At 72.6% G+C, this 23,056-nt stretch carries 20 protein-coding genes; 10 read left to right on the forward strand and 10 right to left on the reverse strand.

The annotated features are described in order from the left end of the window. The first annotated feature begins 212 nt into the window (after positions 1–212). Complete coding sequence (locus AAH991_RS11130; protein WP_346225682.1) at positions 213–1,121, forward strand: bifunctional helix-turn-helix transcriptional regulator/GNAT family N-acetyltransferase; 909 nt, start codon at positions 213–215, stop codon at positions 1,119–1,121. Positions 1,122–1,160: 39 nt separating this feature from the next. Next, the gene (locus tag AAH991_RS11135) at positions 1,161–1,928 is read left to right on the forward strand and encodes a trypsin-like peptidase domain-containing protein (protein WP_346225683.1); all 768 of its coding nucleotides are present in this window, start codon (positions 1,161–1,163) and stop codon (positions 1,926–1,928) included. 75 nt (positions 1,929–2,003) lie between these two features. Here the strand turns inward: AAH991_RS11135 and AAH991_RS11140 are convergent, their stop codons facing one another. Next, positions 2,004–2,945, reverse strand: a complete 942-nt coding sequence (locus tag AAH991_RS11140; RefSeq protein ID WP_346225684.1) for an alkaline phosphatase PhoX — start codon at positions 2,943–2,945, stop codon at positions 2,004–2,006. 515 nt (positions 2,946–3,460) lie between these two features. Here AAH991_RS11140 and AAH991_RS11145 point away from each other — a divergent pair. From AAH991_RS11145 to mmuM, 3 genes are all read left to right on the forward strand, one after another. Beyond that, entirely contained in the window at positions 3,461–4,549 is a 1,089-nt protein-coding gene (locus tag AAH991_RS11145) for a MerR family transcriptional regulator (protein WP_346225685.1), read from the forward strand. 4 nt (positions 4,550–4,553) lie between these two features. Next, positions 4,554–7,286: a VIT domain-containing protein gene (locus AAH991_RS11150; protein ID WP_346225686.1), complete on the forward strand. Its 2,733-nt coding sequence runs from the start codon at positions 4,554–4,556 to the stop codon at positions 7,284–7,286. Between the two features lie 485 nt (positions 7,287–7,771). Then, the gene (gene mmuM, locus AAH991_RS11155; protein ID WP_346225687.1) at positions 7,772–8,626 is read left to right on the forward strand and encodes a homocysteine S-methyltransferase; all 855 of its coding nucleotides are present in this window, start codon (positions 7,772–7,774) and stop codon (positions 8,624–8,626) included. Between the two features lie 79 nt (positions 8,627–8,705). On the opposite strand, the gene AAH991_RS11160 is transcribed toward mmuM, so the two are convergent. Beyond that, positions 8,706–10,244 (reverse strand): MDR family MFS transporter, encoded by a 1,539-nt coding sequence (locus AAH991_RS11160; RefSeq protein ID WP_346225688.1) that lies wholly within the window; start codon positions 10,242–10,244, stop codon positions 8,706–8,708. Between the two features lie 279 nt (positions 10,245–10,523). Next, positions 10,524–11,222, reverse strand: a complete 699-nt coding sequence (locus AAH991_RS11165; protein WP_346225689.1) for a lysophospholipid acyltransferase family protein — start codon at positions 11,220–11,222, stop codon at positions 10,524–10,526. 119 nt (positions 11,223–11,341) lie between these two features. Here AAH991_RS11165 and AAH991_RS11170 point away from each other — a divergent pair, with 119 nt between their 5' ends. Together AAH991_RS11170 and AAH991_RS11175 are read left to right on the forward strand one after the other, a co-directional pair. Beyond that, positions 11,342–12,106, forward strand: coding sequence for an alpha/beta hydrolase (locus AAH991_RS11170; protein ID WP_346225690.1), 765 nt, complete (start codon positions 11,342–11,344; stop codon positions 12,104–12,106). Positions 12,107–12,118: 12 nt separating this feature from the next. After that, the gene (locus AAH991_RS11175; RefSeq protein WP_346225691.1) at positions 12,119–12,613 is read left to right on the forward strand and encodes a hypothetical protein; all 495 of its coding nucleotides are present in this window, start codon (positions 12,119–12,121) and stop codon (positions 12,611–12,613) included. A 15-nt stretch (positions 12,614–12,628) separates the two neighbouring features. Here the strand turns inward: AAH991_RS11175 and AAH991_RS11180 are convergent, their stop codons facing one another. The 7 genes from AAH991_RS11180 to AAH991_RS11210 all read right to left on the reverse strand — a co-directional run bounded on the left by AAH991_RS11180 (position 12,629) and on the right by AAH991_RS11210 (position 18,519). Then, positions 12,629–13,828: a beta propeller repeat protein gene (locus AAH991_RS11180; protein ID WP_346225692.1), complete on the reverse strand. Its 1,200-nt coding sequence runs from the start codon at positions 13,826–13,828 to the stop codon at positions 12,629–12,631. Between the two features lie 99 nt (positions 13,829–13,927). Further along, positions 13,928–14,683, reverse strand: coding sequence for an endonuclease/exonuclease/phosphatase family protein (locus tag AAH991_RS11185; RefSeq protein WP_346225693.1), 756 nt, complete (start codon positions 14,681–14,683; stop codon positions 13,928–13,930). Next, entirely contained in the window at positions 14,661–15,602 is a 942-nt protein-coding gene (locus tag AAH991_RS11190; protein WP_346225694.1) for an ROK family glucokinase, read from the reverse strand. The genes AAH991_RS11185 and AAH991_RS11190 overlap by 23 nt, the downstream gene beginning before the upstream one ends. A 109-nt stretch (positions 15,603–15,711) precedes the next feature. After that, the gene (locus AAH991_RS11195) at positions 15,712–16,146 is read right to left on the reverse strand and encodes a hypothetical protein (RefSeq protein ID WP_346225695.1); all 435 of its coding nucleotides are present in this window, start codon (positions 16,144–16,146) and stop codon (positions 15,712–15,714) included. After that, positions 16,143–17,303 (reverse strand): ArsA family ATPase, encoded by a 1,161-nt coding sequence (locus tag AAH991_RS11200; protein WP_346225696.1) that lies wholly within the window; start codon positions 17,301–17,303, stop codon positions 16,143–16,145. The genes AAH991_RS11195 and AAH991_RS11200 overlap by 4 nt, the downstream gene beginning before the upstream one ends. Further along, positions 17,300–17,737: an SRPBCC family protein gene (locus AAH991_RS11205; RefSeq protein ID WP_346225697.1), complete on the reverse strand. Its 438-nt coding sequence runs from the start codon at positions 17,735–17,737 to the stop codon at positions 17,300–17,302. The genes AAH991_RS11200 and AAH991_RS11205 overlap by 4 nt, the downstream gene beginning before the upstream one ends. Before the next feature lie 14 nt (positions 17,738–17,751). Continuing rightward, positions 17,752–18,519 (reverse strand): metallophosphoesterase family protein, encoded by a 768-nt coding sequence (locus AAH991_RS11210; protein WP_346225698.1) that lies wholly within the window; start codon positions 18,517–18,519, stop codon positions 17,752–17,754. Positions 18,520–18,756: 237 nt separating this feature from the next. On the opposite strand from AAH991_RS11210, the gene AAH991_RS11215 reads away from it, so the two are divergent. The 3 genes from AAH991_RS11215 (at position 18,757) to AAH991_RS11225 (ending at position 22,837) form a co-directional block, all read left to right on the forward strand. Next, entirely contained in the window at positions 18,757–20,556 is a 1,800-nt protein-coding gene (locus AAH991_RS11215; protein ID WP_346225699.1) for an AMP-dependent synthetase/ligase, read from the forward strand. A 253-nt stretch (positions 20,557–20,809) separates the two neighbouring features. Continuing rightward, positions 20,810–21,643: an SAM-dependent methyltransferase gene (locus AAH991_RS11220; protein WP_346225700.1), complete on the forward strand. Its 834-nt coding sequence runs from the start codon at positions 20,810–20,812 to the stop codon at positions 21,641–21,643. Between the two features lie 294 nt (positions 21,644–21,937). After that, entirely contained in the window at positions 21,938–22,837 is a 900-nt protein-coding gene (locus AAH991_RS11225) for a manganese catalase (protein WP_346225701.1), read from the forward strand. Positions 22,838–23,056: the final 219 nt, after the last annotated feature.

The raw sequence follows: 23,056 nt of genomic DNA on the forward strand, positions 1-23,056 counted from the left end.
ACGCAGACCCGGCACTCCACGGCACCGCATTCTGCCCCAGCCCCGCACAATGGTCTAGACCAAAAGAAGAGGCTACGCCACCTGGCCGACCGGACCAACTCAGTCTCGCACGGCGAGACCGCGCGCGTCGTGAGAGGGCGTCTTCCCAACGGGCCGTCACGGCCCTATGTTTGACTCCGTCAAACATTTCCTTGAGACAGGCAAGGGAAGATATGGACATCGTGCCGGAAGTGCGCGCGTTCAACCGCTTCTACACCTCCGTCATCGGGGTGCTCGGAGCGGGAATGCACGACACCCCCTACTCCCTGACCGAGGCGCGGGTGCTGTTCGAACTCGGCACCCGGGAGTCGGCCGACACCGCCGGCATCAGGGGCATGCTCGGTCTCGACGCCGGCTACCTGAGCCGGATCCTGACCAGGTTCGAGACCGACGGGCTCGTGTCCCGCGAACGGTCGGCCGAGGACGCCCGCCGCCAGGTCGTACGGCTCACACCCAAGGGCCGCGACACCTTCGCCGTGCTCGACCGGCGCTCGGCCACCGAGATCGAGACCCTGCTCGCGAAGCTGACCGACCCCGAACGCCGGCGGCTCGTGTCCGCCATGGCCACCGTACGGAGCCTGCTCGAGCCCGCCGAGCGGCGCGAGCCGTACGTGATCAGGCCGCCGCGCGCGGGCGACCTCGGCTGGGTGGTGCACCGGCACGGCGCCCTCTACGGGCAGGAGTACGGGTGGGGCGTGGCGTTCGAGGCCCTGGTCGCGCGGATCGTCGCGGACTACGTCGAGGACCACGACCCCCGGCGGGAGGGCTGCTGGATCGCCGAGGTGCGCGGCGAGCCGGTGGGGTCCGTCTTCTGCGTGCGCAAGGACGACACGACGGCCCAGCTCCGCCTGCTGCTGGTCGAGCCGTCCGCGCGCGGCATGGGCATCGGCGGGCGGCTGGTCGAGGAATGCCTGCGTTTCGCCGCGGCGGCCGGCTACCGCCGGATCATGCTCTGGACCCGCGACGTGCTCGCGAGCGCGCGCCGGATCTACCAGGCCGCGGGGTTCGAACTGCTGGAGCAGCACCCGGGTGAGGAGTCGGGCACCCTCGTCAACGATCAGATATGGGGCAGGGACCTGTGACGTTCCGGGTCCGTCCGGGTGGTCCCTACCATGATCTGCATGCTGGGATCGGCGCGGCGGACCGCGGGAGCGGCGCGCAAGAGCGCGGGAGGGATCGCTCTCGTGATGTGCGTGACGGTCCTGACGGCAGGGAGCGCGGCGGGGTGCGCGGTCTCGCGTGAGCTCACGCTGCCCGCCGCCCCCACGGCCGAGGCCACGGCGGTGTCCGAAGCCGCGCACAGCGTGGTGCGGGTCCGGGGAGTCGCCTCCTCCTGCAGGAAACGGCTGGAAGGGACCGGATTCGTCTACGCGCCCGAGAGGGTCCTCCTCAACGCCCATGTCGTCGCGGGGGCCGACCGCGCCCTGGAAGTCGTCCTCGACGACGGACGGCGGTTCCCCGCACGGGTGGTGGTCTTCGACCCGGAGGTCGACGCCGCCGTCCTGCGGGTGCCCGGGCTGACCGCCCGGCCGCTGCGGCTCACGGAAGCCGCGATCACCGCCGCCGCGGTCGTCGGCTACCGCAAGGGCGCGGCCGTCCCGTCCACGCTCCCCGCCACGGTGCTACCGGACCAACCCGCGGGGTCGTACGACATATACAACCGCACACGCGTGTCGCGGCAGGTCCACCGCTTCCAGGGTGCGGTCATCACGCCCGGCATGTCGGGCGCTCCGCTCGTCGCCGACGGAAATCGCGTGGCGGGGATGGTCTTCGCGGCGGACATGGACAAGGCCGACGTCGGCTACGCCCTCACCGCGGCACAACTCGAGGAGGTCGCCGCGACCGGCATAAAGGCCACCGCCACCGTGCCGCACGACCCCTGCGACTGACAGCCCCCGAACGCCGGCAGCCGCCCCCTGCCGTCCTCGGCCCGACACCGGCCTGCCCCGCGGGCCGTGGCCGGCTCATGCGCGGACGAGGTCCTGGAAGGGCCCGCGGACCTCGACGGTCACGGAGGCCGGGGCGGACCGCGCATCGTGTGGTGGACGGCAGGAGAAGTAGAGCCGGTCACCGGCCGGCGAGATCGAGGGGCCGGCGACGGTCCAGCCGCCCGTGACGCCCGGGAACGGCACCGCCCGGTCCCCGGCAACGAGGGTGATCTCGTCGTCTTCCCCGCCCCCCGGCCGGCCGGCGGTGTCGTGCGCGACCGTCAGGCGCCCGCGGGCGGCGTCGTACGCCCACACCCGGCCGTCCCCCTCGGTGACGAACCGCAGCAGGCCGTCGCGGTAGTGGCAGTCACCGCCGCGCGCGAACCTCCTGGCCCCTTTCACCTGTTCGCGCAGCGGCATGTGCCCGGCGAGGGGCACCTGCTCGCCGAAAGGCACCTGGGCCGTGGCCGGGACCGGCACCCGCTCCCAGGCCACCACATCCTCGCCGGGCGCGCCGGTCATCACATCGAGCACCCCCGTGGTGAGGTCGCCCCAGTCGTCCGGGCGGAACCGGTACAGACATCCGTCCGGATCCCCTTCCGTGAGGTAGACGACGCCCCGGTCTGGATCGCAGGCCACTCCGCCGTGGGGGAACAGGCCCATCGCGAGCCGGGGCATGGGAGCGCGCAGGCCGTACGGGTCGCATTCGAAGACCCGTCCGTGCGGCGTCCGCTCGCCCGACAGCCACGTGTTCCACGGTGTGACGGCGCCGGCCCCGCTGCGGTCGGCGCCGGACAGGACGCGGTAGCCGCCGCGCAGGGTCCCGTCCGGGGCGAAGCGCAGCGCCGTCACGCCGCCGAGCAGTGGCAGCGCGCAGTTGGACACGTAGATCCAGCCGTCCCCGTCAGGGAAGCACCCGCCGCCGTCCGGGGCGGCGTGCCAGACGACTCCCCCGGCCCGCTCCCCCGACCGCGCCACGACCCGGCCGGTGAAGCCCGGGGGGCAGGGCCCGAAGCATCTCGGGCGGAAAGGGGCCGCCCGGATCACCCTGTGCGTACGGCACGCTCCGGCCGGGCGGCTCGCGCCCGTCGTCACGGGCGAACGCCGCGCGCCACACCGCTCCCGGAAGCACCGAGAGCTCCGCCGACCGGACGGAAGTCCCCTGCACCGCTGACCGCCTCCTCGACCTGCCCCTGGTCGTGCCGGTCCGCCCCCGGCGGGCCGATCGTTGCCGCGCGGCCGTCGCCCGGACCGGGGGCGTGGCCGCTCCGCTCCCCTTACCCACCCGGCGGCGTCCGACGGGTCTTTCCGTCCCGTGGCCTCGGTGCCGCGTCTTGTCGTGCGGCTCCACCTCGCGGCGCCCAGTCGACCCGTCCCGCGTGAACGGCGCGAGAAGCGGCATGCCTCCTCAGGACGAACACTTCGGAAACCGTGACGCCGCGATGACGGAGACGATGTTGACAGTGTCATTGTGACAGTGTCATGGTGGTGGCATGAGCGACACCTGGACGATCGGCGAGCTGGCGGAGCGGGCGGCGGCCCTGCTCGGCGCGGTGCCTCGCGTCTACGGCCAGGAGCAGCGCGCGGACGGCAAGGAGCAGCGCGCAAATGGCAAGGAGCAGCGCGCGGACGGTCCGGAGCCACGCGGCAACGGCAGGGTCCGCGAGGTGCCCAACGAACGGCTCATCCGGTGGTACACGACGATCGGGCTGCTCGACCCTCCCCTGGGCAGACGCGGCCGGGTGGCTCTCTACGGCCGCCGCCACCTGCTCCAGCTCGTGGCGGTGAAGCGCCGCCAGGCGGACGGCCTGTCCATCGCCGACATACAGGCGGAGCTGACGGGTGCGACCGACGCCATGCTCCAACGCGTCGCGGGGCTCACCGGACCGCCGCCCGCGCCACCCCCCGAGCCGCCGCCGCCCGTGCCGGCGCCCCGGCCAGTGGTCCCGCCCTCTCCCCCGTCTCCGGCACCGGCACCGGCACCCGGCTGGTGCGGGACGCGGCCGGAGCCTGGCACCGTTCCCGCGACACCGGACGTCGCACGACCCTCGGCACGCGATCGCTTCTGGACACGCCCGGCCTCGTCCGCCGCCACGGCGGCCGCCGGTCACTCCGGCACCAGTCACTCCGGCAGCGGGCGCACCGACCCCAGGCGCACCGACCCCAGGCGCACCGACGCCATGGACCCCGGCACCGCGCGCACCGACACCGCGGATCCCGCTGCCACGCCCGTCTGCGCCGTGCATCCGGACACCGTGCTCCCTGACACCGTGCTCCCGGACGCGGTGCATTCGGGCACCGCGCATCCGGGCACCGCGCATCCGGACACCGTGCTCCCGGACACCGTGCATCCGGACACGGTGCTTCCGGACGTCGTGCACGGCGTACGGCTCGCACCCGGCGTGACGGTCCTGCTCGACTCGGCCCACCGGGCGCCGGACGGACATGAGGTGGCCGCGCTGCGCCGGGCCGCCGCGCCGCTCCTCACCGCGCTCGCCACGCTCGGTCTGGCCGGGCCGTTCCACCGCCCCGACGACACCGCCGCCTTCGATCCACGCGCTTCCGACACGCTGGAGGGATGACGCCATGACCGTTCCCATCACACCTCTGCGGCCGGAGGAATGCCGGCCCGTGCCGGACGCCGGGCTCGGCGCGCTGGAGACCGAGAAGGGCAACCTTCCGCTGGAGAGCGTGGACGTCGCCGCCCACCTCACCGGGCTGGTGGCCGGCGTCGAGGTCGTCCAGACCTTCCGCAACCCCTTCGACGTGTCACTGGAGGCGACGTACGTCTTTCCGCTGCCGCCGCGGGCCGCGGTCACCGCCTTCCGGATGGAGGCGGACGACCGGGTGATCGACGGCGTGCTCAAGGAGCGCGGGCAGGCACGGGCCGACTACGACCGCGCGCTCGCCGAGGGCAGACGTGCGGCGATCGCCGAGGAAGACCGGCCCGACGTGTTCACGATCAGGGTCGGCAACATTGTTCCCGGAGAGCGGGTGGTCGTCCGTCTCACGCTGAGCCAGCCCCTCCCGTTCGAGGACGGCGCCGCGGAGTTCCGCTTCCCGCTGGTCGTGGCGCCCCGCTACATCCCCGGAGCTCCGCTGCCGGGGCCCGCGGCCGGCGACGGGGTGTCTCCCGACACCGGCGCGGTGCCCGACGCCTCCCGGATCACGCCGCCCGTCCTGCTTCCCGGTTTCCCCTATCCGGTACGGCTCTCGCTCGCGACGACGATCGATCCCGCCGGTCTCGGCTTGCGGGAGGTCCGTTCCAGCCTGCACGAGGTCGACCGGGAGGGCGACACGATCAGGCTGCGGCCCGGCGAGCGGCTCGACCGCGACTTCATCCTGCGTCTGGCGTTCGACGCCTCCTCGTCGCTCGCGCTCGTCCCCGACCACGCCACGGGCGGCACCATGGGTAACGCCACGGACGCCGGCCCAGCCGAGAAAGGCACGACCGGCGAGGACACGACCGGCGGCGGGCGGGGACCCGCGGTGAACGCGGTGAACGCGGTGAACGCGGTCAGTGCGGCGGACGCGGCGGACGCCCAGGGGACCTTCGTGCTGACCCTGCTGCCGCCGCCGCTGGACATCAGCCGGAGCGCCCCCCGGGACGTCGTCCTGCTGCTCGACCGCTCCGGCAGCATGACGGGCTGGAAGATGGTGGCCGCGCGGCGCGCCGCGGCCCGGATCGTCGACACGCTGACGCGGCACGACCGGTTCGCCGTGCTCTCGTTCGACTCCGTGGTGGAGCGTGCCTTCTCCGGCGGCTTGGTGGAGGCGAGCGACCGCAACCGGTATCGCGCCGTCGAGCACCTGTCCAGGCTCGACGCCCGTGGGGGCACGGAAATGCTCGCGCCCCTGGAGGAGGCGCTGCGGCTGCTCGACGGACGCGACGCGCCCGCTCGCGGACACGCCACCGGCTCGGACTCGGGCGACCACGACCGGTTCCGCGAGGACGAGCGGCCCGGCGAAGCCGGTCGGTCCGGCGAGCAGGCACACGATCGGGTGCTCGTCCTGGTGACCGACGGCCAGGTGGGCAACGAGGACGAGATCCTCGAACGCGTCGGCGCCGGGCTCCACGGCATCCGTGTGCACACCGTGGGCATCGACCGGGCGGTGAACGCGGGATTCCTCGGGCGGCTGGCCCTGCTCGGTTCGGGCCGGTGCGAGCTGGTCGAGTCGGAGGACCGGCTCGACGCGGCGATGGAGCACATCCACCGCCGCATCGGCTCGCCGCTGGTGACGGACATCACGGTGCGGGCGGAAGGCATGGATCTCGTGGCGGACACCGTCACGCATGCCGGTTCCCTCTACCCGGGCGTTCCTCTGGTGGTGAGCGGGCGTTACCGGGGACGGCGGCCCGCCGGAGCCCTCACCGTGCACGGCCGCACCGCCGACGGCCGCCCCTGGGAGGAGCGGGTCGAGGGTGGCCCCGCCCACGACCCCGCTGCCCGGGCGGTGTGGGCGCGGGCCCATCTGCGCGGCCTGGAGGACCGGTACGCCACGGGTGACCATGCCCTCGAACAGCGGATCATCGACACCTCGCTGCGTTTCGGCGTGCTGTGCCGCTTCACCGCCTTCGTGGCCGTCGACACTCGCGTCACCGGCGAGGGCGGCCCGGAGCATCGCGTGATCCAGCCGGTCGAACCGCCGAGCGGCTGGGAGATGCCGACCGCGATGCCGATGATGGTCGCGGGCGCGCCGATGATGGCGAGGATGGCCTCCTTCACGGCCGGACCGGAGACCGCCCCCGGCTCGGCGGCGGACCTGACCGTCGCAGCGCCCCCGCCGCCAGCCGCGCCTCCCGCCCCGCCTTATGCCGCCGCACCCGCACCGCCGCGACGGGCGGCGCGCGGGTTCTCCGTCGGCGGCTCGCGCGGGTTCTCCCCGGGCGGGTTCCTCCCGCATCCCGGCGAGGGGAGGGCACCGGTCACGGACTTCGAGGGGATTCGGCCCCTGCTGTCGGAGGAGCTCGCGAAACTGCGCCAGGCGGAGTCGCTGCCCGAGCGGGACCGGCGGCGCTATCTGGCGGATCTCGCCAGCCGGCTGCGCGTCGTCGCCCAGATGGCGGGCGGTCACGCGGATCTCGCCGCGCTCGCCGACGACCTGGAGAGGGCCGAGTGGGCCGAGGTCTCCCTCGGCGACCTCTGGCGGCGGGCTGCCGACCTGCTGACCGCTCTGACCGTCGGCCCCGGGTCCACGCCTCCGGGCTCCGTCGCCCCGGGGTCCGTCGCCCCGGGTTCCGTATCCCCGGGTTCCGCGTCTCCCGGCTCCGCTTCCGGCGCGAAGGAAGGCCGGCGTCCCTTCTGGAAGCGATCGTGAGACGGCGCCGGGTGTGGTGTCCCTGACGGGAAGAAACCAGCGCGGCCGGGACACCGGCGGGAATGCCGGTCCCGGCCGCGTCGGTCCGGGTTCCGCTGTGGGCGAAGCCCTCAGGAGGGTTCGGGTAGGCGGATGACGTCGGACGGCGGGGTGGGCGCGGGACGCCGCGGCTCCCTCACCCCTCCCGTGTCGGGCCGGTCGTCGCGTCCACCTGCGGGGACGGGAGACCGGCGGTGCAGCAACCGTTTGACGAGCCCTTTGAGCCCCATGTGCCGCCAACGCCCGGGGCCGTCGATCGGTTCCTTCGCCCCGGCCCACCCGCGCGACAGCACCACCCGGCGTGCCGAGGCCGGGCGTTTGGATGGCGGCGAGAGCCGGTGCAGCGGACCGCGAACGCTGGAGTCGGCGGCCGCCACCCGGCTCGGACAGACCGCCACCCGGCTCGGACAGACCGTCGCCTGCCCGGACACGTAATGTTGCCCGATATGAACCCAATCGTCCTTGACGGCGGTCTCGCCACCCACCTGGAGACACTCGGCTGCGACCTGAGCGACGACCTGTGGTCGGCACGGCTGCTCGCCGACGATCCCGGCGTCATCCGCCAGGCCCATCTCGACTACTTCCGGGCCGGGGCCGGTGTCGCCACCACGGCGAGCTATCAGGCGAGCGTCCCCGGGTTCGCCCGGCACGGCCTCACGCCCCGGGAAGCCCGCGATCTCATCCGGCTGTCGGTGCGGCTCGCCGTACAGGCGAGGGACGAGGCCGGGCACGGGCTCGTCGCCGCGAGCGTCGGGCCGTACGGCGCCTACCTGGCCAACGGCGCGGAGTACACCGGTGACTACGACCTGGACGAGGACGGCCTGGCCTGCTGGCACCGGGAACGGTTCGAGCTCCTCGCAGAGGCCGGAGCCGACCTGCTGGCGTGCGAGACGATCCCCTCACACGCCGAGGCGCGGGCGCTCGCGAGGCTCCTGCGCGAGACGCCGTCCGTGCGGGCGTGGGTCACCTTCTCCTGCCGGGACGGCGAGCACGTCAGCGACGGAACGCCGTTCGAGGAGTGCGCGGCGGTCTTCGCGGAGCTTCCCCAGGTGGCCGGCGTGGGCGTGAACTGCACCGCGCCGCGGTTCGTACCCGAGCTGATCAAGCACGGAGCGTCGATCGTCTACCCTAACTCCGGCGAGACCTGGGACGCCGTGAACCGGCGCTGGCTGGGCCTCGCCGATCCCGCCGAGTTCGGCAGGGCGGCGGCCGGGTGGGCCGCGCTCGGCGCCCGCTACGTGGGCGGCTGCTGCCGCACCACCCCGGCCCACATCCGCGAGATCCGCGCACACCTCTCCTGAGCACCCCCGCCTGAATACCCCGCCCGAGCGCATCCGCCGTGGGCCGACCGGGTCGGGGGAGTCGCACCGGCGGGCGGGGTCAGCCCATGGCGCCCGAACCCTCGGTGCTCCGCGAGGCGAGCGGGATCTCCTTGAGGAAGAGTGCCACGATCAGCGCGAGGGCGACGAAGGGCAGGCTGGCGAGGAACACGTCGTCGATCGCGCCGGTGAACGCGACCAGCACGTGGTCCTTGACCGGCTGCGGCAGCCGCTGGATCGCCTGCACGTTGTTGGCGTCCACGCGCCCCGGCGGCATCCTGCCGCCGAACTCCGCGGCCAGGTGATGGGCGAGCCGGTTGGTGAGCACCGCACCCATGATCGCCGTGCCGATGGCGGCGCCCATCATGCGGAAGAACGTCGCCGAGCTCGTCGCCACGCCCATGTCGCCGCGCTCCACGGCGTTCTGGATCGCCGTGACGATCGTCTGCATGGTGAAGCCGAGCCCGGCGCCGAAGAGGTACGCGTAGACCGCCACCTGCCAGTACGCCGTGTCCACCTTGATCGTGGACAGCAGCCACATGGCCACCAGGAGGACCGCCCCGCCCAGGATCGGGAAGATCTTGTATCGGCCCGTGCGGCTCATCAGCTGCCCGGAGACGATCGACGTGGAGAAGATGCCGAAGACCGCCGGCAGCAGCGCCAGGCCCGACACGGTCGGCGACATGCCCTGGACCGCCTGGAGATAGACCGGCAGGAAGATCATGCCGCCGAACATCGCCAGGCCCGACAGGAAGCCGAAGCTGTTGCCGACGCTGAAGATCTTGTTGCGGAACAGCCGCATCGGCAGGATCGGCTCGGCCGCCCGGAGTTCGACGAACACGAACAGAGCCGCGAGCGCCACGAACCCGCTGAGCAGGGCCAGCGGGCCGGGCGCGGTCCAGCCGAACTCGCCCCCCGCCCAGTCGAGGTAGAGCAGGAAGCACGACACACCGGCCACGATCAGCGCCGCGCCCAGGTAGTCGATGCGGTGGCTGCGGCGGGTGAAGGGGATGCGCAGCGCCATGGAGGTCACGACGAGCGAGATCAGCCCGATCGGCAGGTTGATCCAGAAGATCCACCGCCAGCCGGGCCCGTCGGTGAAGAAACCGCCGAGCAGCGGCCCGGCGACGCTGGAGGTGCCCCAGACGGCGCCGAAGTAGCCCTGATAGCGGCCGCGCTCACGTGGCGGGATGACATCGCCGATGATGCTGAACGCCAGTGCCATCAGACCACCGCCGCCCAGGCCCTGAATCGCCCGGAACCCGATGAGCTGGCCGATGTCCTGGCTCAGCCCGGCCAGCACCGAGCCGAGCAGGAAGATGCCGATGGCGGTCTGGAAGATGATCCGCCGGCCGTACAGGTCGGAGATCTTGCCCCACAGCGGGGTCGCCGCGGTCGAGGTGAGCAGATAGGCGGTGACCACCCACGACAGCTTGTCGAGGCCGCCGAGCTCGCTGACGATGCGCGGCAGGGCCGTGCCGACGATGCTCTGGTCGAGGGCGGCCAGCAGCATCCCGGCGGCCACCCCGGAGAGCACGACCAGGATCTGGCGGTGCGGCAGGTATCCGGGAGCGGCCTGCCGTTCCTCACGGACGCTCATGCCGCCCCCTCCCCCGACGGCTCGGGCCGCGTCGTGCCGGCGGCGCGCAGGTGAGCCGGCCGAATCGCGCTGCGCCCACAAAATCGCTCGCTCATGCGGCGCACTCGCCGGTGCCGGGGATCCGGCGTCTTCCGAGAGGCGGGCACGGGCGCGTCGGGGCCCCGGGCGGGGCCCACGGGTGGTACCTGCGTGCTGGCATGTTGTGCGCCTTCCGATCCGGACGACGTGTCTTTACGTGCGCGGCGGACAACGCCACGTTACCCGTCCGGTCCGGAAGTATTAGGAATTCTCGCGAGCCGCCCTGGTCATTTCCGTCTTGGCCGCCGCGGCGTACTTGTCGACGTACTCCTGGCCCGACAGCTCCATCAGCGCGTACATGATTTCGTCGGTGACCGCGCGCAGCACCAGGCGGTCGTTTTCCATGCCGTAGTAGCGGGAGAAGTCGAGGGGCTTTCCGTACCGGACGCCAGGGCGGATGCCGAACTTGGGGATCGGCCGGCCGGGGGGCATCATCTCGAACGTGTTGACCATCGCCCACGGGATCACCGGTGCGCGGGACTCCAGGGCGAGCCGCGCCACGCCGGTCTTGCCCTTGTAGAGACGCCCGTCGGGCGAGCGGGTGCCCTCCGGGTAGATGCCGAGCACCTGGTTCTCCTTGAGGATGCGCAGGCCGGTGCGGAGCGCCGCCTCGCTCGCCTTTCCGCCGGAGCGGTCGATGGGCACGGTGCCGACGCCGGAGAAGAACGCGCGGCTCACCAGCCCCTTGACCCCGCGTCCGGTGAAGTACTCCGCCTTGCCCAGAGAAATGACCTTGCGCGGCAGGAATCCGGCCCCGAAGAAGTGGTCGGCGAACGACAGGTGGTTGCCGGCCAGAATGACCGGACCCTCCTTCGGCACGTTCTCCACCCCTTCTGCCCAGGGGCGGAACACGAAGCGGAGGATCGGCCAGATGATGGCCTTGACCACCCAGTAGAACACTCGGGCACCCCCCTCGGCTCAGATGTGCAGTCATCTTCGCACGCCCAGCCCTCTCGCACTAACGCTGACCAACGTGCGAGTATCGGGCGGAACACGCCACCGTTTCGCGGAGGTCTCCCATGCCAGTGCTGCCGGGTGCGGAGCCGTACCACCACGAGGGCGGTGAGATCGGCGTCCTGCTCTGCCACGGGTTCACCGGCTCGCCGCAGTCCCTGAGGCCGTGGGGTGAGCATCTGGCCCGGGCGGGACTGACGGTGTCCCTGCCCCGCCTGCCCGGCCACGGCACGTCGTGGCAGGAGATGAGCCGCACCCGCTGGGAGGACTGGTACGCCGAGCTGGACAAGGCGTTCGCCGACCTGCGCGGCCGGTGCGCGCAGGCGTTCGTGATGGGCCTGTCCCTCGGCGGCTGCATGGCGCTGCGCCTGGCCGAGGTGCACGGGGACGCCGTCACGGGCGCCGTCGTGGTCAACCCGTCCGTGGTCAACGACGTGCCGCTGCTCCGGCTGGCCCCGGTGCTCAAGCACGTCGTACGCTCGATCCCCGGGGTGGCGGGCGACATCAAGAAGGAGGGCGCGAGCGAGCTCGGCTACGCGCGGACGCCCGTCCGGGCCGCCGCCACGCTGCCCCGGCTGTGGAGGCTCGTCCAGTCCGACATCGCCAAGGTGACCCAGCCGGTGCTGGTGTTCCACAGCAGGGACGACCATGTGGTAAAGCCGGGGAGCGTCGCGTTCCTGCAGGCGAGGATGGGAAACAATCTGGAAGTCAGAGAGCTGGCGGACAGCTACCATGTCGCCACCCTCGACAACGACGCGCCTGTGATCTTCGAAGGGAGTCTGGAGTTCATCCGCTCCCACGCCTCGGTACCCTTGACCAAGGACTTGTGACCCGGGATCGACGTGACGCCGCAAAGTGACGAGGACGAGGTCTGGCGCCAGATCGTCGCCTCGTTCAACGAGACAGCCGAGGACGCCTCGGCCGAACAGCCATGGCCTGACCGCGAGAACGTCACCGAGGAGACCGGCGCGGGCACCGCCGACGGTGCCCCCGGCGACAGGTTCCCGGGCACAGGTCCCGACGACACCGGCTCCGGCGACGAGCCGGGCGAGGGCCGGGCCCCCGCCCGCGCCCCCGCCGGCGACGACGAGGACCACTACGTCCCGCCGCCCCCGCCGCCGCTTCCGCCGGGGGACGCGCTGAGCCGGCTCTCCTGGCTGGCGCTGTTCGGCGGCCCCGCCTACCTGCTCCTGGCCGCGCTGTTGCACTGGCCCATGGACGGGTGGATCGTGTTCGCCGCGGTGTCGGCGTTCATCGCGGGGTTCGTGATCCTCGTCGTACGCATGGGCGACGGCCCGCCCGCCGACTCCGGGTGGGACGACGGCGCGGTCGTCTGACGCCGGCGCGCGTCCTCACTCGGCCGCCGGGGCCGCCTTCACCGCGGCGTCCTCGGCGGGAGGCGGGCCGAAGCGCTCCACGAGGTCGATGTAGCGGCCCTTGCCGTCCAGCGTGTGGCCGACGGCCATGGTGAGGTCGCCGACGTGCGCGACCGCCTGCAGCCGCACCCTGCGGTCCTCGGCCGCCGCCTGGCCGCGCAGCGTGGTCCAGCGCGATCCGTCGTACCGCAGCAGGAAGCCCTCCGCCTCGTGCCCCGGGTCGTACCCCGAGATCCAGAACATGCCGTCGCCGTCGCCGGTGACTCCGTACAGCTCGGCGCGCCGCTCCGGCGGTGTCACCCGCTTCCAGTGCCTGCCGTCCCATTCGAGGATCAGCGGGGAGATGCCGCCGTCGCTCTGGTAGACGCCCCCGACGGCGATCGCGTGCTTGCGGCCGTCCGCGTACACGTCCCGGAGGAAGCCACCCTTGATCTCCGGCAGGCCGCTCTGTTTCCACCCGGCGGCGGTCAGGCGCATGGCCAGGGGCCCGGAGCCGGTGTCGCCCACCGCCCAGCCGTCCGACCGGCCCGCGAGCGCCACGCCGTACAGCGCGCCCTCGGGGCCCTGACCCGTCTTCCAGGTCGTGCCCTTGGCGGCGCCGCCGCTGCTCAGCAGGAACGCCTTGCCGTCCCGGCTGCCGGCCGCGACCACCCGGCCCGAGGAGGCGGCGACCCCGCCGAGCCAGTCCCCCGTGCGCAGTTGCGGGACGCCGACGCGGTCGAACCCGTCGCGGGTGCCCTTCGCCACGTACGGCAGGCCGTCGTGGCCGTCGCCGACGGCCCAGATCTCGGTGGCGGAGGCGGCGGCGACCGATCGCAGGTGGCCGGCGCCGGTGGCGTCGCCCCGGATGGGCACCTCGCTCCAGGAGGAGCCGTCCCAGTGGGTGATGATCCCCTGGTTGCGCCACAGGTCCCAGGCGTTCTGCTGGCCCACGGCCCAGATGTCCTTGGCCGACAGGCCGGCGATGTCGGACAGCGAGCCGTCGGCCTGGAGGCGCCCGGTGGAGGAGCCGGCGCCCTGGGCGAGTTCGTCCCCCGACGGGCCGCGCTCCGCCTGGGCGCGGACGATCCCTGTGTACGCGTGCGCGACCGGTGTGGCGCACGGGAGGAGCCCGGCCACCAGGCCGGCGGACAGCACACACAACGGCACCGCACGCCGTATGAGGCGGCGGGTCATGAAACGATCGTACGGGTGACCGGGCACTCCCCGTCACACAGGCGGCGAATCCGATCAGCGGCCGCAGGGCACGCGGACGGCGGAAGCGCTTTCCCGGCGTCAGCCCCCTGCGGGCGGCGTGGGCACGAGCTCGGCGACGACCGGCCGGTGGTCGCTCGCGGCGGCCAGGTCGCCGGGCGGGGCGTCCGCGCCGCCGTACGACACGACGCTCAGGCCCGGGCCCGCGAAGATCGCGTCGATCCGCACGCGGGGTTCGCGGGCCGGGAACGTCGCACCGGCCCGGGCGTCGTCTCCCCGCCCAGCGGGGCCCGGCGCGGCGGTGAAGCAGTCGGTGTAGCGGCCCCCGAGAAGGCGCCAGACGGGGGCCTCGGGGGCCTCGTTGAGGTCGCCGGCGAGCACCGGCGCGGCCTCGAACTCCCGGGCGGCGCGCTCCAGGAGCGGCACGATCTGGGCCGCGTGGCTCAGGCGCGCCCCCGCCACGAGGTCGAGGTGTGCCGAGCACACGGCATACCTCTCGCGGTCCTTCTCCACCACGGCGAGCGCGACGGAGCGCCATTCCAGCCCGGCGAACCACCGCAGGCGGTGCCCGCGCCCGCGCAGGAGCCGTACGGCCGGGGCGGTGAGGACGGCGGTCCCGCCCACCCGGCCTCCGGCGGCCACCGACAGGCCCGCGGCGCGGGCCAGCGCCCGCCGCTGCCGCCGCCACCCCGGCAGGCGCGGCGCCTCCTGGAGGCAGAGCACGTCGGGCCGCAGGGCGCGGATCACCCGGACCAGCGCCCCGCGGTCGTCCCTGAGTCCCCGGACGTTGTAGGTCGCGACCCGCAGCACGCCGTCAGCGGAGCCTGGCGAGGTCACCGGCTCCCACCAGCCCGGCCGACGGGCCCATCTCGGCCACCCTGATCTCGGCGAGCGGGCGGTGTCCGCGGCCGGTCAGCCGCGCGGCGAACTCCTCGCGCACCCGGTCGACGAACAGGTCCGCCGCGCCGGAGACGCCGCCGCCGATGATGAAGCACCCGGGGTCGAGGACCGCGGCCATGTCGGCCAGCCCCTGGGCGAGCCATCCGGCGAGCGACTCGAAGGCGGCCAGCGCCGCCCGGTCGCCCAGGCGCGCCGCCTCGGTCACGTGCTCGCCCTGGATGCCCTCGACCGAGCCGCCGAGCCGCAGCAGGTGCTCGGCGCCCTCGGGGTCGGCCTGCGCGTTGTCCTTGGCCTCCATCAGCAGCGAACTGCCGCTGGCGTACCGCTCCCAGCAGCCGCTGTTGCCGCAGCCGCAGGCACGGCCGCCGGGCACCGCCTGCATGTGGCCGAGCTCGGCGCCCATCCCCCACCGCCCGCGGTAGAGCTCGCCGCCCAGCACGATCCCGCCGCCGATGCCCGTGCCGACGGTCACGCACACCACGTGGCTCTCGCCCCGGCCCGCGCCGAAGCGGTACTCCCCCCAGGCCATGGCGTTGGCGTCGTTCTCCACGACGACCGGCAGGCCGACCAGCTCGCCCACCTTCTCGCGCAGCGGCTCCTCGCGCCAGGCGAGGTTGGGGGCGAAACGGATGACCGACCGGGTCTCGTCGACGAAGCCCGCCGCGCCGATGCCGACCGCCTCGACCTCGTGCCGCGCGGCGAGCTCGGTCACCGCGTCGGCGATCGTGAGCGCCATCTTCTCGGGGCTGCCCGCCGGGCTGTGCCGCAGGCCGCGCTCGATGATGGCGCCGTCGTCTCCGACGACACCGTACGCGATCTTGGTACCGCCCACGTCCACGCCGATGGTCAGCGCCATGCTGTCTTCCTTCCGCCCGAACCGCTCACACACGAGCAACGCCGCGCCGATTGAAGCCGATCAAGCCGGGTTGTGGCAATCCCACCGACATCCGAGCGCAACCGGCTCGTCATCCCAGGTCGATGTGCTCCACCGTGGAGTCGCCGGGCCGGCGCTCCCCCGCCGGGCGTGACGGGGGACGCTGCAGGGCGTCGACCGCCTGCCGGAGGGCCGCGAAGAGCTCTCCGCCCGCCGCGACCAGATGGCCGGTGACGTCGCCGCCGGCTTCCCGGCGCGCGGCGATGACCCGGCACACCGGGCAGGCCCGGCAGACGTACTCGTCGTGGTCGTCGGAGACGGCCTCGCTCCACACGTCGTCGCCCCGGCCGCCCGCGCCGCCGCCGCCGAAGGCGGCCCCGAAGCCGCTCACTCCGCCCTTCACCAGCCCCTTGCCGAACTCGCGGCCCATTCGCCGCTGGACGGCGTCCAGAAGCTTCATCGCCTCCTCCGCCGCCGACCCGAGCGGGTCCTGGCTGCGGGGTTTGGTGTCGTTGGAATCCGTCATATCGCCCCTCCTGCCTCGAACCGTACCCGGAGCCGGCCGTCGCGGAGCGCGGCCGAGGAGATCCGGCGCCGGGCGAGGGCGGCGGGCAGGGCGATGACCCGCCGGTAGGACCCTGCGGTGACGATGATGTCGTCGCCCTTGCGGGCGAGGTCGAGGTCGTCGCGGTCGGCGAGCGGCAGGGACAACGTCAGCTCGTCGGCGGTGAACCTCAGGGGCGGCTCGGCGTCCGGGCGGGCGAAGGGATCCCGGTCTCCGTACATCCGCGCGGCGAGGTCCGCGAGGGCTGCGGTTCCGACCGGCTCCGCCGGAAGATAGGGGGCGGTGAGGACGGGCAGCGGCGCGAACGACTCGTGCACCGCGGCGAGCTGCCTGGCCTGGGCCTCCACCCAGCCCAGCCGCCACTCGTCGGCGCCCTCCGCGGGGAAGACCCGGTTGGCGATCACCGCGTCGACGCGGTAGCCGTACAGGCTGAGCGAGGTGAGCGTACGGCGGGCCTCGGCGACGACCACGGCCTCGGGGGTCAGCACGAGCCGCACGGACGCGTCGTCGCCGGTGAGCAGCGCGCGCACCTCCAGCAGCCCCCGGTGCAGCCGCTCCCCCGCCGAGACGACCTCGCCCTCGGGCACGCTCACCTTGGCGACGTGCCGGATGACCGGCGACAGCGCTCTCAGCACCCGCCTGCCCACGGGGAGCAGACGGTTGACGTGCCAGTCGAGCGCCTCCGGCAGGGCGAGCAGGCGCAGGGTCTCCGCGGTCGGGGCGCAGTCGACGACGATCACGTCCCAGCGGCCCGTGCGGGCCTGCTCGCGCAGTTCGAGCAGCGCGAGGATCTCCTCGGCGCCCGGCAGGACGGTGATCTCCTCGGAGGTGACCTCGTCGAGGCCGAGCTCCGCCAGCACGTTCCCGGCGTAGTCGCGTAACTCGCCCCAGTGCCGCTCCAGCGACTTCTGGGTGTCCACCTGCTGCAGGTGCAGGCCGGGGGCGGCCTCGACCGGCTCGGCCGAGGGCGGCACGCCGAGCGCGTCGGCGAGCGAGTGCGCGGTGTCGGTGGACACGACCAGCGTCTTGTTGCCGCGCGCGGCCGCGAGCGTGGCGGTCGCGGCGGCCGCCGTGGTCTTGCCGACCCCGCCCTTCCCCGTGAAGAGGAGGACCCTCATCGGCTCTCGACGCGCCGCTTGAGCCCCTTCAGCGCCGTGTCGACGATGACCTTCTCGGCCTTGCGCTTGATCATGCCGATCATCGGGACCTTCAGGTCCACGGCGAGGTCGTAGGTGACCTCCGTGCCGCCGCCGTTCTCGGTCAGGCGGTAACTGCCGGTCAGGCCCGAGAGCATCCGCCCGGCGTCGGCCATCCGCCAGCTCACGCCCGCGTCGTCGTCCCAGTCGTACCCGAGGACGTACTCGTCGCTGATCACTCCGGCGTCGAGGACGAACCGGACCCGGGTGGCGCGGCCGTCCGCGCCCGTCTCCAGGACCTCGGCCTTCTTCACCTGGCCGGCCCACTCCGGATAGGCCGGGAAGTCGGCGATGACGGCCATGATTGTCGACCGGCCGGCGCCGATCGTGATGCTCGACGAAGTGCGATCAGCCATGCGCCAACCGTACTTCACCATTCCAGGGCGAAAGGCGTGCCACGGCCGCGGAAATGGCCGACGTTGACGCACTCCGTGCGCCCCACACGGGTCCTGCTGACCAGCGGCTGGTGAACGTGGCCGAACAGCGCGAACCGGGGCTGCGTCCTCCTGATCGCCTCCAGCGTGGCCTCGCTCCCCCGTTCGAACCGCCGGGCCACCACGTCGTACAGCAGGTCGGGGATGGCGGGCGGGATGTGGCAGCACAGCACGTCCACCTCGCCGACCGCCTCGACCTTGCGCGCGTACTCCTCGTCGTCGATCTCGTACGGCGTGCGGTACTTGGTGCGCAGACCGCCGCCGACGAACCCGAAGGTGAGCCCGCCGATCTCCACCACCTCGCCGTCCAGGACCCGCTGCCCGGGCCGCAGGTGGTCCGCCCACAGGCGCGGCATGTCCACGTTGCCGTACGTGAGGTAGGCGGGCGTCGGCATGGCGGAGAAGATCTGCTCGTACTGGCGCCGGACCGCCGCCTCGATGACGTCGCGGGGGTCGCCGTCGAGGGAGGCCCACAGGCCGGCCGACAGCTCCCGCGCCTCGCCGAAGCGGCCCGCCGAGCGCAGGCCCACGAGCTCGCTCGCCTTCTCCGCGCCGAACAGGTCCGGGAAGATGCCCTGCGAGTGGTCGGCGTAGTCGATGAACAGGAGCAGGTCGCCGAGGCAGATCAGGGCGTCGGCCCCGTCGCCCGCGCGGGCGAGCGCGTCGGCCCGGCCGTGGACGTCGCTGACCACGTGGATGCGCATGCGCACATCGTAACGGCCGCTTTACCTAGCACCCGCTTGGGTCACGGAAAGGTGTCGCCCCCGTCGCCCGGGGGACACTGATAGCGTCGATTTGTCCCTGGATAACGCCTGGGTGACGGATCTACCCGTGCGTAACTTTGCACGGTAGCGTCCAGTGAGACACGAAGAGTGATGCCCGCAACGCGGTCCCGGCACGGCGCTCCGGAGACCGCGCGGCCGTGCGCGAAGGAGTGACCCGTGCGCGAGTTCAGCGTTCCCGTGCTGGTGGACGTGCCTCCATCCGCGAACTGCACCGACGTGGTGTTCCAGCGCGGCGTGGACGAACCGGACACCGTCGTCATCCGCCGTAAGGAGGGTGAGGATCCGGGCGCGCCGTGGACGCCGGTCACGGCCGCGCAGTTCAGGGACCAGGTGGCGGCCGCCGCCAAGGGGCTGATCGCCGCCGGGGTCGAACCCGGCGACCGGGTCGGGCTGATGTCGCGCACGCGCTACGAGTGGACGGTCGCCGACTACGCCATCTGGGCGGCGGGCGCGGTCGGGGTGCCGATCTACGAGACGTCCTCCGCCGACCAGGTGAAGTGGATCCTGAGTGACAGCGGCGCCAAGGCCGCGATCGTGGAGACGGCCGCCCACGAGGAGACCGTGCGCGAGGCCGCGCCCGATCTGCCGCTGCTGTGGCGCATCGACGACGGCGGGCTGGCCGAGCTGGAGCGGCTCGGCGCCGAGGTGGGCAACGACACGCTGGCCGAGCGCAGGGCGAGCCGCGGCGGCCGCGACCTCGCCACGATCATCTACACCTCCGGCACGACCGGTATGCCGAAGGGCTGCCGCCTCACCCACGACAACCTGCTGTTCACCGCGCGCAACGTCTCCCTCGGGCCGCTGGAGTCGCTGTTCGACGTGGATGGCCGGGCCGCGCTGCTCTTCCTCCCGCTGGCGCACAGCTTCGCCCGGATCATCCAGGTCGTCCTGATCGAGACGAAGACGGTGCTCGCGCACAGCCCGAACATGAAGAACGTGGCGCCCGACCTGCGGGAATTCCGGCCCACCTTCCTGCTCGGCGTGCCCCGCGTGTTCGAGAAGGTCTACAACGCCGCCGAGCAGAAGGCCACCGCGGAGGGCAAGGGCAAGATCTTCCACGCCGCGGTCCGGGCCGCGATCGAGTGGAGCAGGGCCGAGAGCTCCGGCGGGGCCGGTCTCGGCGCCCGGCTCAAGCACGCGGCCTTCGACAAGCTCGTGTACGGCAAGCTGCGGGCGGCCACCGGCGGCGCGCTGACGGCGGCGGTCTCCGGCGGATCGGCCCTCGGCGAGCGGCTCGGCCACTTCTTCCGCGGCGTGGGCATCGAGGTGTTCGAGGGCTGGGGGCTGACCGAGACCAGCGCGCCCTCGACCGTCAACATCCCGGGCGCCAACAAGATCGGCACGGTCGGCAAGCCGTTCCCCGGCGTGAGCATCCGCATCGCCGACGACGGCGAGATCCTGGTGAAGGGCCGGCACGTCTTCGACGGCTACTGGAACAACGAGCGGGCGACCAAGGAGGTCGTCGACCCCGAGGGCTGGTTCCACACCGGGGACGTCGGCAGCCTCGACGACGACGGCTACCTGAGCATCACCGGCCGCAAGAAGGAGATCCTCGTCACCGCCGGCGGCAAGAACGTCGCGCCGGCGCCGCTCGAGGACGCCATCCGCGCACACCGCCTGGTCAGCCAGGTGATGGTGGTCGGCGACGACAAGCCGTTCATCGGCGCGATCATCACCCTCGACCACGAGGCGATGGAGCAGTGGAAGGAGGCCAACGGCCGCTCCGGCGCCTCCATGGCCGAGCTCTGCTCCGATCCCGCCGTCGTCGCCGAGGTGCAGCAGGCCGTGGACGACGCCAACCGGATGGTCTCCAAGGCCGAGCAGATCAAGAAGTTCAGCATCCTCGACATCGAGCTGAGCGAGGAGACCGGCCACGTCACGCCGAAGCAGTCGATCAAGCGGCACGTCGTGACCCGGGACTTCGCCAAGCAGATCGACGAGCTGTACGGCGGCTGACCCGGGCGACCCGGCCGCGGACGCCGTGGCCGGGTTGTCGCGCACCATACGGCGACGGGGCCACTGAAACTTTCGGACAGCCGGAACCGGCAAGAAACGCATGCCGAACAGGCTTTTCGGAGCTCGTGAGGCCCAGCCGTCCACGACGCCCGGCGTCGGCCACCGAAAAATATCGCCCTGGCATCGCAATGTTGCGGTTCGCCTGGTTATGCTCCAGACGCATCCGTGATCGGCGACTGGAGAGGGACGGGCGATGGGTGACAGGGTCGGCGGCTGGAACTGGACGCACCGCGATCCCGACTATCTCCCCCCGGAGGTCGACACGACCAAGCCCAGCATCGCGCGGGTGTACGACGCGTTCCTGGGCGGCAAGGACAACTTCGCGGTGGACCGCGCGGTCGCGACGGAGGGCATGCGGCACTTCCCCGACCGCGGCGAGGGGGCCCGCAACAACCGCGCGATGCTGTTCCGCGGCGTGAAGTACATGGCCGAGCAGGGCATCGACCAGTTCCTCGACATCGGCTCGGGCCTGCCCACGATGGACAACACCCATTCGGTCGCGCAGCGGATCAACCCCGCCGCGAAGGTCGTCTACGTCGACAACGACCCCATCGTGCTGGCCCACGCGCGGGCGATCCTGCAGACCGACGAGCGCACCCGCGTGATCACCGCGGACATGCGCGAGCCCGAGGTGATCCTCAACCACCCCGACGTCGAGGGCTTCCTCGACCTCTCCCGTCCCATCGGCCTGCTGATGGTGGCCGTGGTCCACCATCTCGCCGACGCGGAGGACCCGAACGGCCTCGTGGACGCCTACAAGGCACGCCTGGCTCCGGGCAGCTACATGCAGCTCACCCACTTCTGCTCCTGCGCGCCGGAGATGCGCGAGCTGGAAGCCGTGCTGCTGCAGATGCTCGGCACCGGCAGGGCCCGGGACCTGCCCGAGATCGTGCGGTTCTTCGACGGTCTCGACCTCGTCGAACCCGGCGTCGTGCACGTGCCCGAGTGGCGTCCCGAGGAACCCGTGCGCTACCCCCTCGATCTCGGCGGCATCTGCGTCGCCGGCGGCGTCGGCCGCAAACCCTGACCGCCCGCCCGCGAACCCTGACCCGCCGGCCGCGACCCCTGCTCGGCCCGGGCGCGACCCGGCCACCGGGGCGGCACCCGGCGAAGGGTTCTCTCCCGGCGGTGCCGGGAGCGGTACGTCGACCGCGCCCGCCTGTCCAACCATTGGGTCCTTCGTTAGGTGTCGCTCCTGTGGTCCCGATGCGCCACGTGTTGGGATTTATGCGTGACCCCCCACCACACGCACCAGTGGGGTCGCGCCCTTAGCCCGCGTAAGGCCTGCGGCTCCCTGTGGTTTTCCTACGCGAGGAGTCATATGTTCCGGCACACCCGTCGGCTCCAGTTCGAGGCCAAGCCCGAAAAGCCCGACCCGGTATACGCGCGCAAGCTCCAGGAGCTCATCGGCGGCGCCTTCGGCGAGATGACGGTGACCATGCAGTACCTGTTCCAGGGCTGGAACTGCCGCATGCCCGGCAAGTACAAAGACCTGATCATGGACATCGCGACCGAGGAGATCGGGCACGTCGAGATGCTCGCCACGATGGTCGCCCGCCTCCTCGAGGGCGCGCCCTCCACGACGGTCACGAAGATGGCCACCGCCGACCCCGTGCTCGGCGCCGTGCTGGGCGGCATGGACCCGCAGCAGGCGATCGTGGCCGGCGGCGGCCCCCTGCCCGCCGACAGCAACGGATACCCCTGGAACGGCCGCTACATCGTCGCCAGCGGCAACCTCCTGGCGGACTTCCAGGCCAACGTCGCGGCCGAGGCGCACGGCCGGCTGCAGACCGCCCGGCTGTACCACATGACCGACGACCGCGGCGTGAAGGACATGCTGAAGTTCAACCTCGCCCGGGACACCCTGCACCAGAACCTGTGGCTCAAGGCGATCGAGGAACTCAGGACGGACGGCCTGGAGGACGTCGTCGTGCCCAACGCGCTGTTCGACGAGGAGCACGCCGAGCACGCGGAGACGATCTGGGACCTCTCCGACGGCACCGAGGCCCAGGCGGGCGGCTGGGCCGGCGGGCCGCAGCCGGACGGCCGCCACCAGTTCACCTATCTGCTCAACCCGGAGCCGCTCGGGGGTCCCGCCATGGCGCCGCCGCCCGACCCCAAGCTGTACGACACCTACGACGGCAGCATGGGCGAGCCGCAGGGCCCCGCGCTCGGCACCGAGGTGGGCCCCATCGGCAAGCTCAAGGACAAGCTCACCTGACGCCCGTGCGCGCAAGCCCGCCGGGGCTCCGGCGCCGGTAGCGCCCGCGGCGGGCCGGGTCCGCCGCGGGCCGGGTCCGCCGCGGGCCGGGTCCGCCGTTCGCCGTTCGCCGTTCGCCGTTCGCCCGAGCGTGACGGGCGGGCACCGGGGCCCGTCCGCCCTTTCGCCATCCACGCACTCCTCGGCCCCCGCGCCGCTCCGCGCGTGTGCCGCACCACG

Origin of the sequence: Microbispora sp. ZYX-F-249 (assembly GCF_039649665.1) — a bacterium.
GTDB lineage: Bacteria > Actinomycetota > Actinomycetes > Streptosporangiales > Streptosporangiaceae > Microbispora > Microbispora maris.

Coding starts and splice junctions, on each gene's coding strand:
- AAH991_RS11130 (WP_346225682.1), top strand. CDS start 213: ATGGACATCGTGCCGGAAGTGCGCGCGTTCAACCGCTTCTACACCTCC.
- AAH991_RS11135 (WP_346225683.1), top strand. CDS start 1,161: ATGCTGGGATCGGCGCGGCGGACCGCGGGAGCGGCGCGCAAGAGCGCG.
- AAH991_RS11145 (WP_346225685.1), top strand. CDS start 3,461: ATGAGCGACACCTGGACGATCGGCGAGCTGGCGGAGCGGGCGGCGGCC.
- AAH991_RS11150 (WP_346225686.1), top strand. CDS start 4,554: ATGACCGTTCCCATCACACCTCTGCGGCCGGAGGAATGCCGGCCCGTG.
- mmuM (WP_346225687.1), top strand. CDS start 7,772: ATGAACCCAATCGTCCTTGACGGCGGTCTCGCCACCCACCTGGAGACA.
- AAH991_RS11160 (WP_346225688.1), bottom strand. CDS start 10,244: ATGAGCGTCCGTGAGGAACGGCAGGCCGCTCCCGGATACCTGCCGCAC.
- AAH991_RS11170 (WP_346225690.1), top strand. CDS start 11,342: ATGCCAGTGCTGCCGGGTGCGGAGCCGTACCACCACGAGGGCGGTGAG.
- AAH991_RS11180 (WP_346225692.1), bottom strand. CDS start 13,828: ATGACCCGCCGCCTCATACGGCGTGCGGTGCCGTTGTGTGTGCTGTCC.
- AAH991_RS11190 (WP_346225694.1), bottom strand. CDS start 15,602: ATGGCGCTGACCATCGGCGTGGACGTGGGCGGTACCAAGATCGCGTAC.
- AAH991_RS11195 (WP_346225695.1), bottom strand. CDS start 16,146: ATGACGGATTCCAACGACACCAAACCCCGCAGCCAGGACCCGCTCGGG.
- AAH991_RS11200 (WP_346225696.1), bottom strand. CDS start 17,303: ATGAGGGTCCTCCTCTTCACGGGGAAGGGCGGGGTCGGCAAGACCACG.
- AAH991_RS11205 (WP_346225697.1), bottom strand. CDS start 17,737: ATGGCTGATCGCACTTCGTCGAGCATCACGATCGGCGCCGGCCGGTCG.
- AAH991_RS11210 (WP_346225698.1), bottom strand. CDS start 18,519: ATGCGCATCCACGTGGTCAGCGACGTCCACGGCCGGGCCGACGCGCTC.
- AAH991_RS11220 (WP_346225700.1), top strand. CDS start 20,810: ATGGGTGACAGGGTCGGCGGCTGGAACTGGACGCACCGCGATCCCGAC.
- AAH991_RS11225 (WP_346225701.1), top strand. CDS start 21,938: ATGTTCCGGCACACCCGTCGGCTCCAGTTCGAGGCCAAGCCCGAAAAG.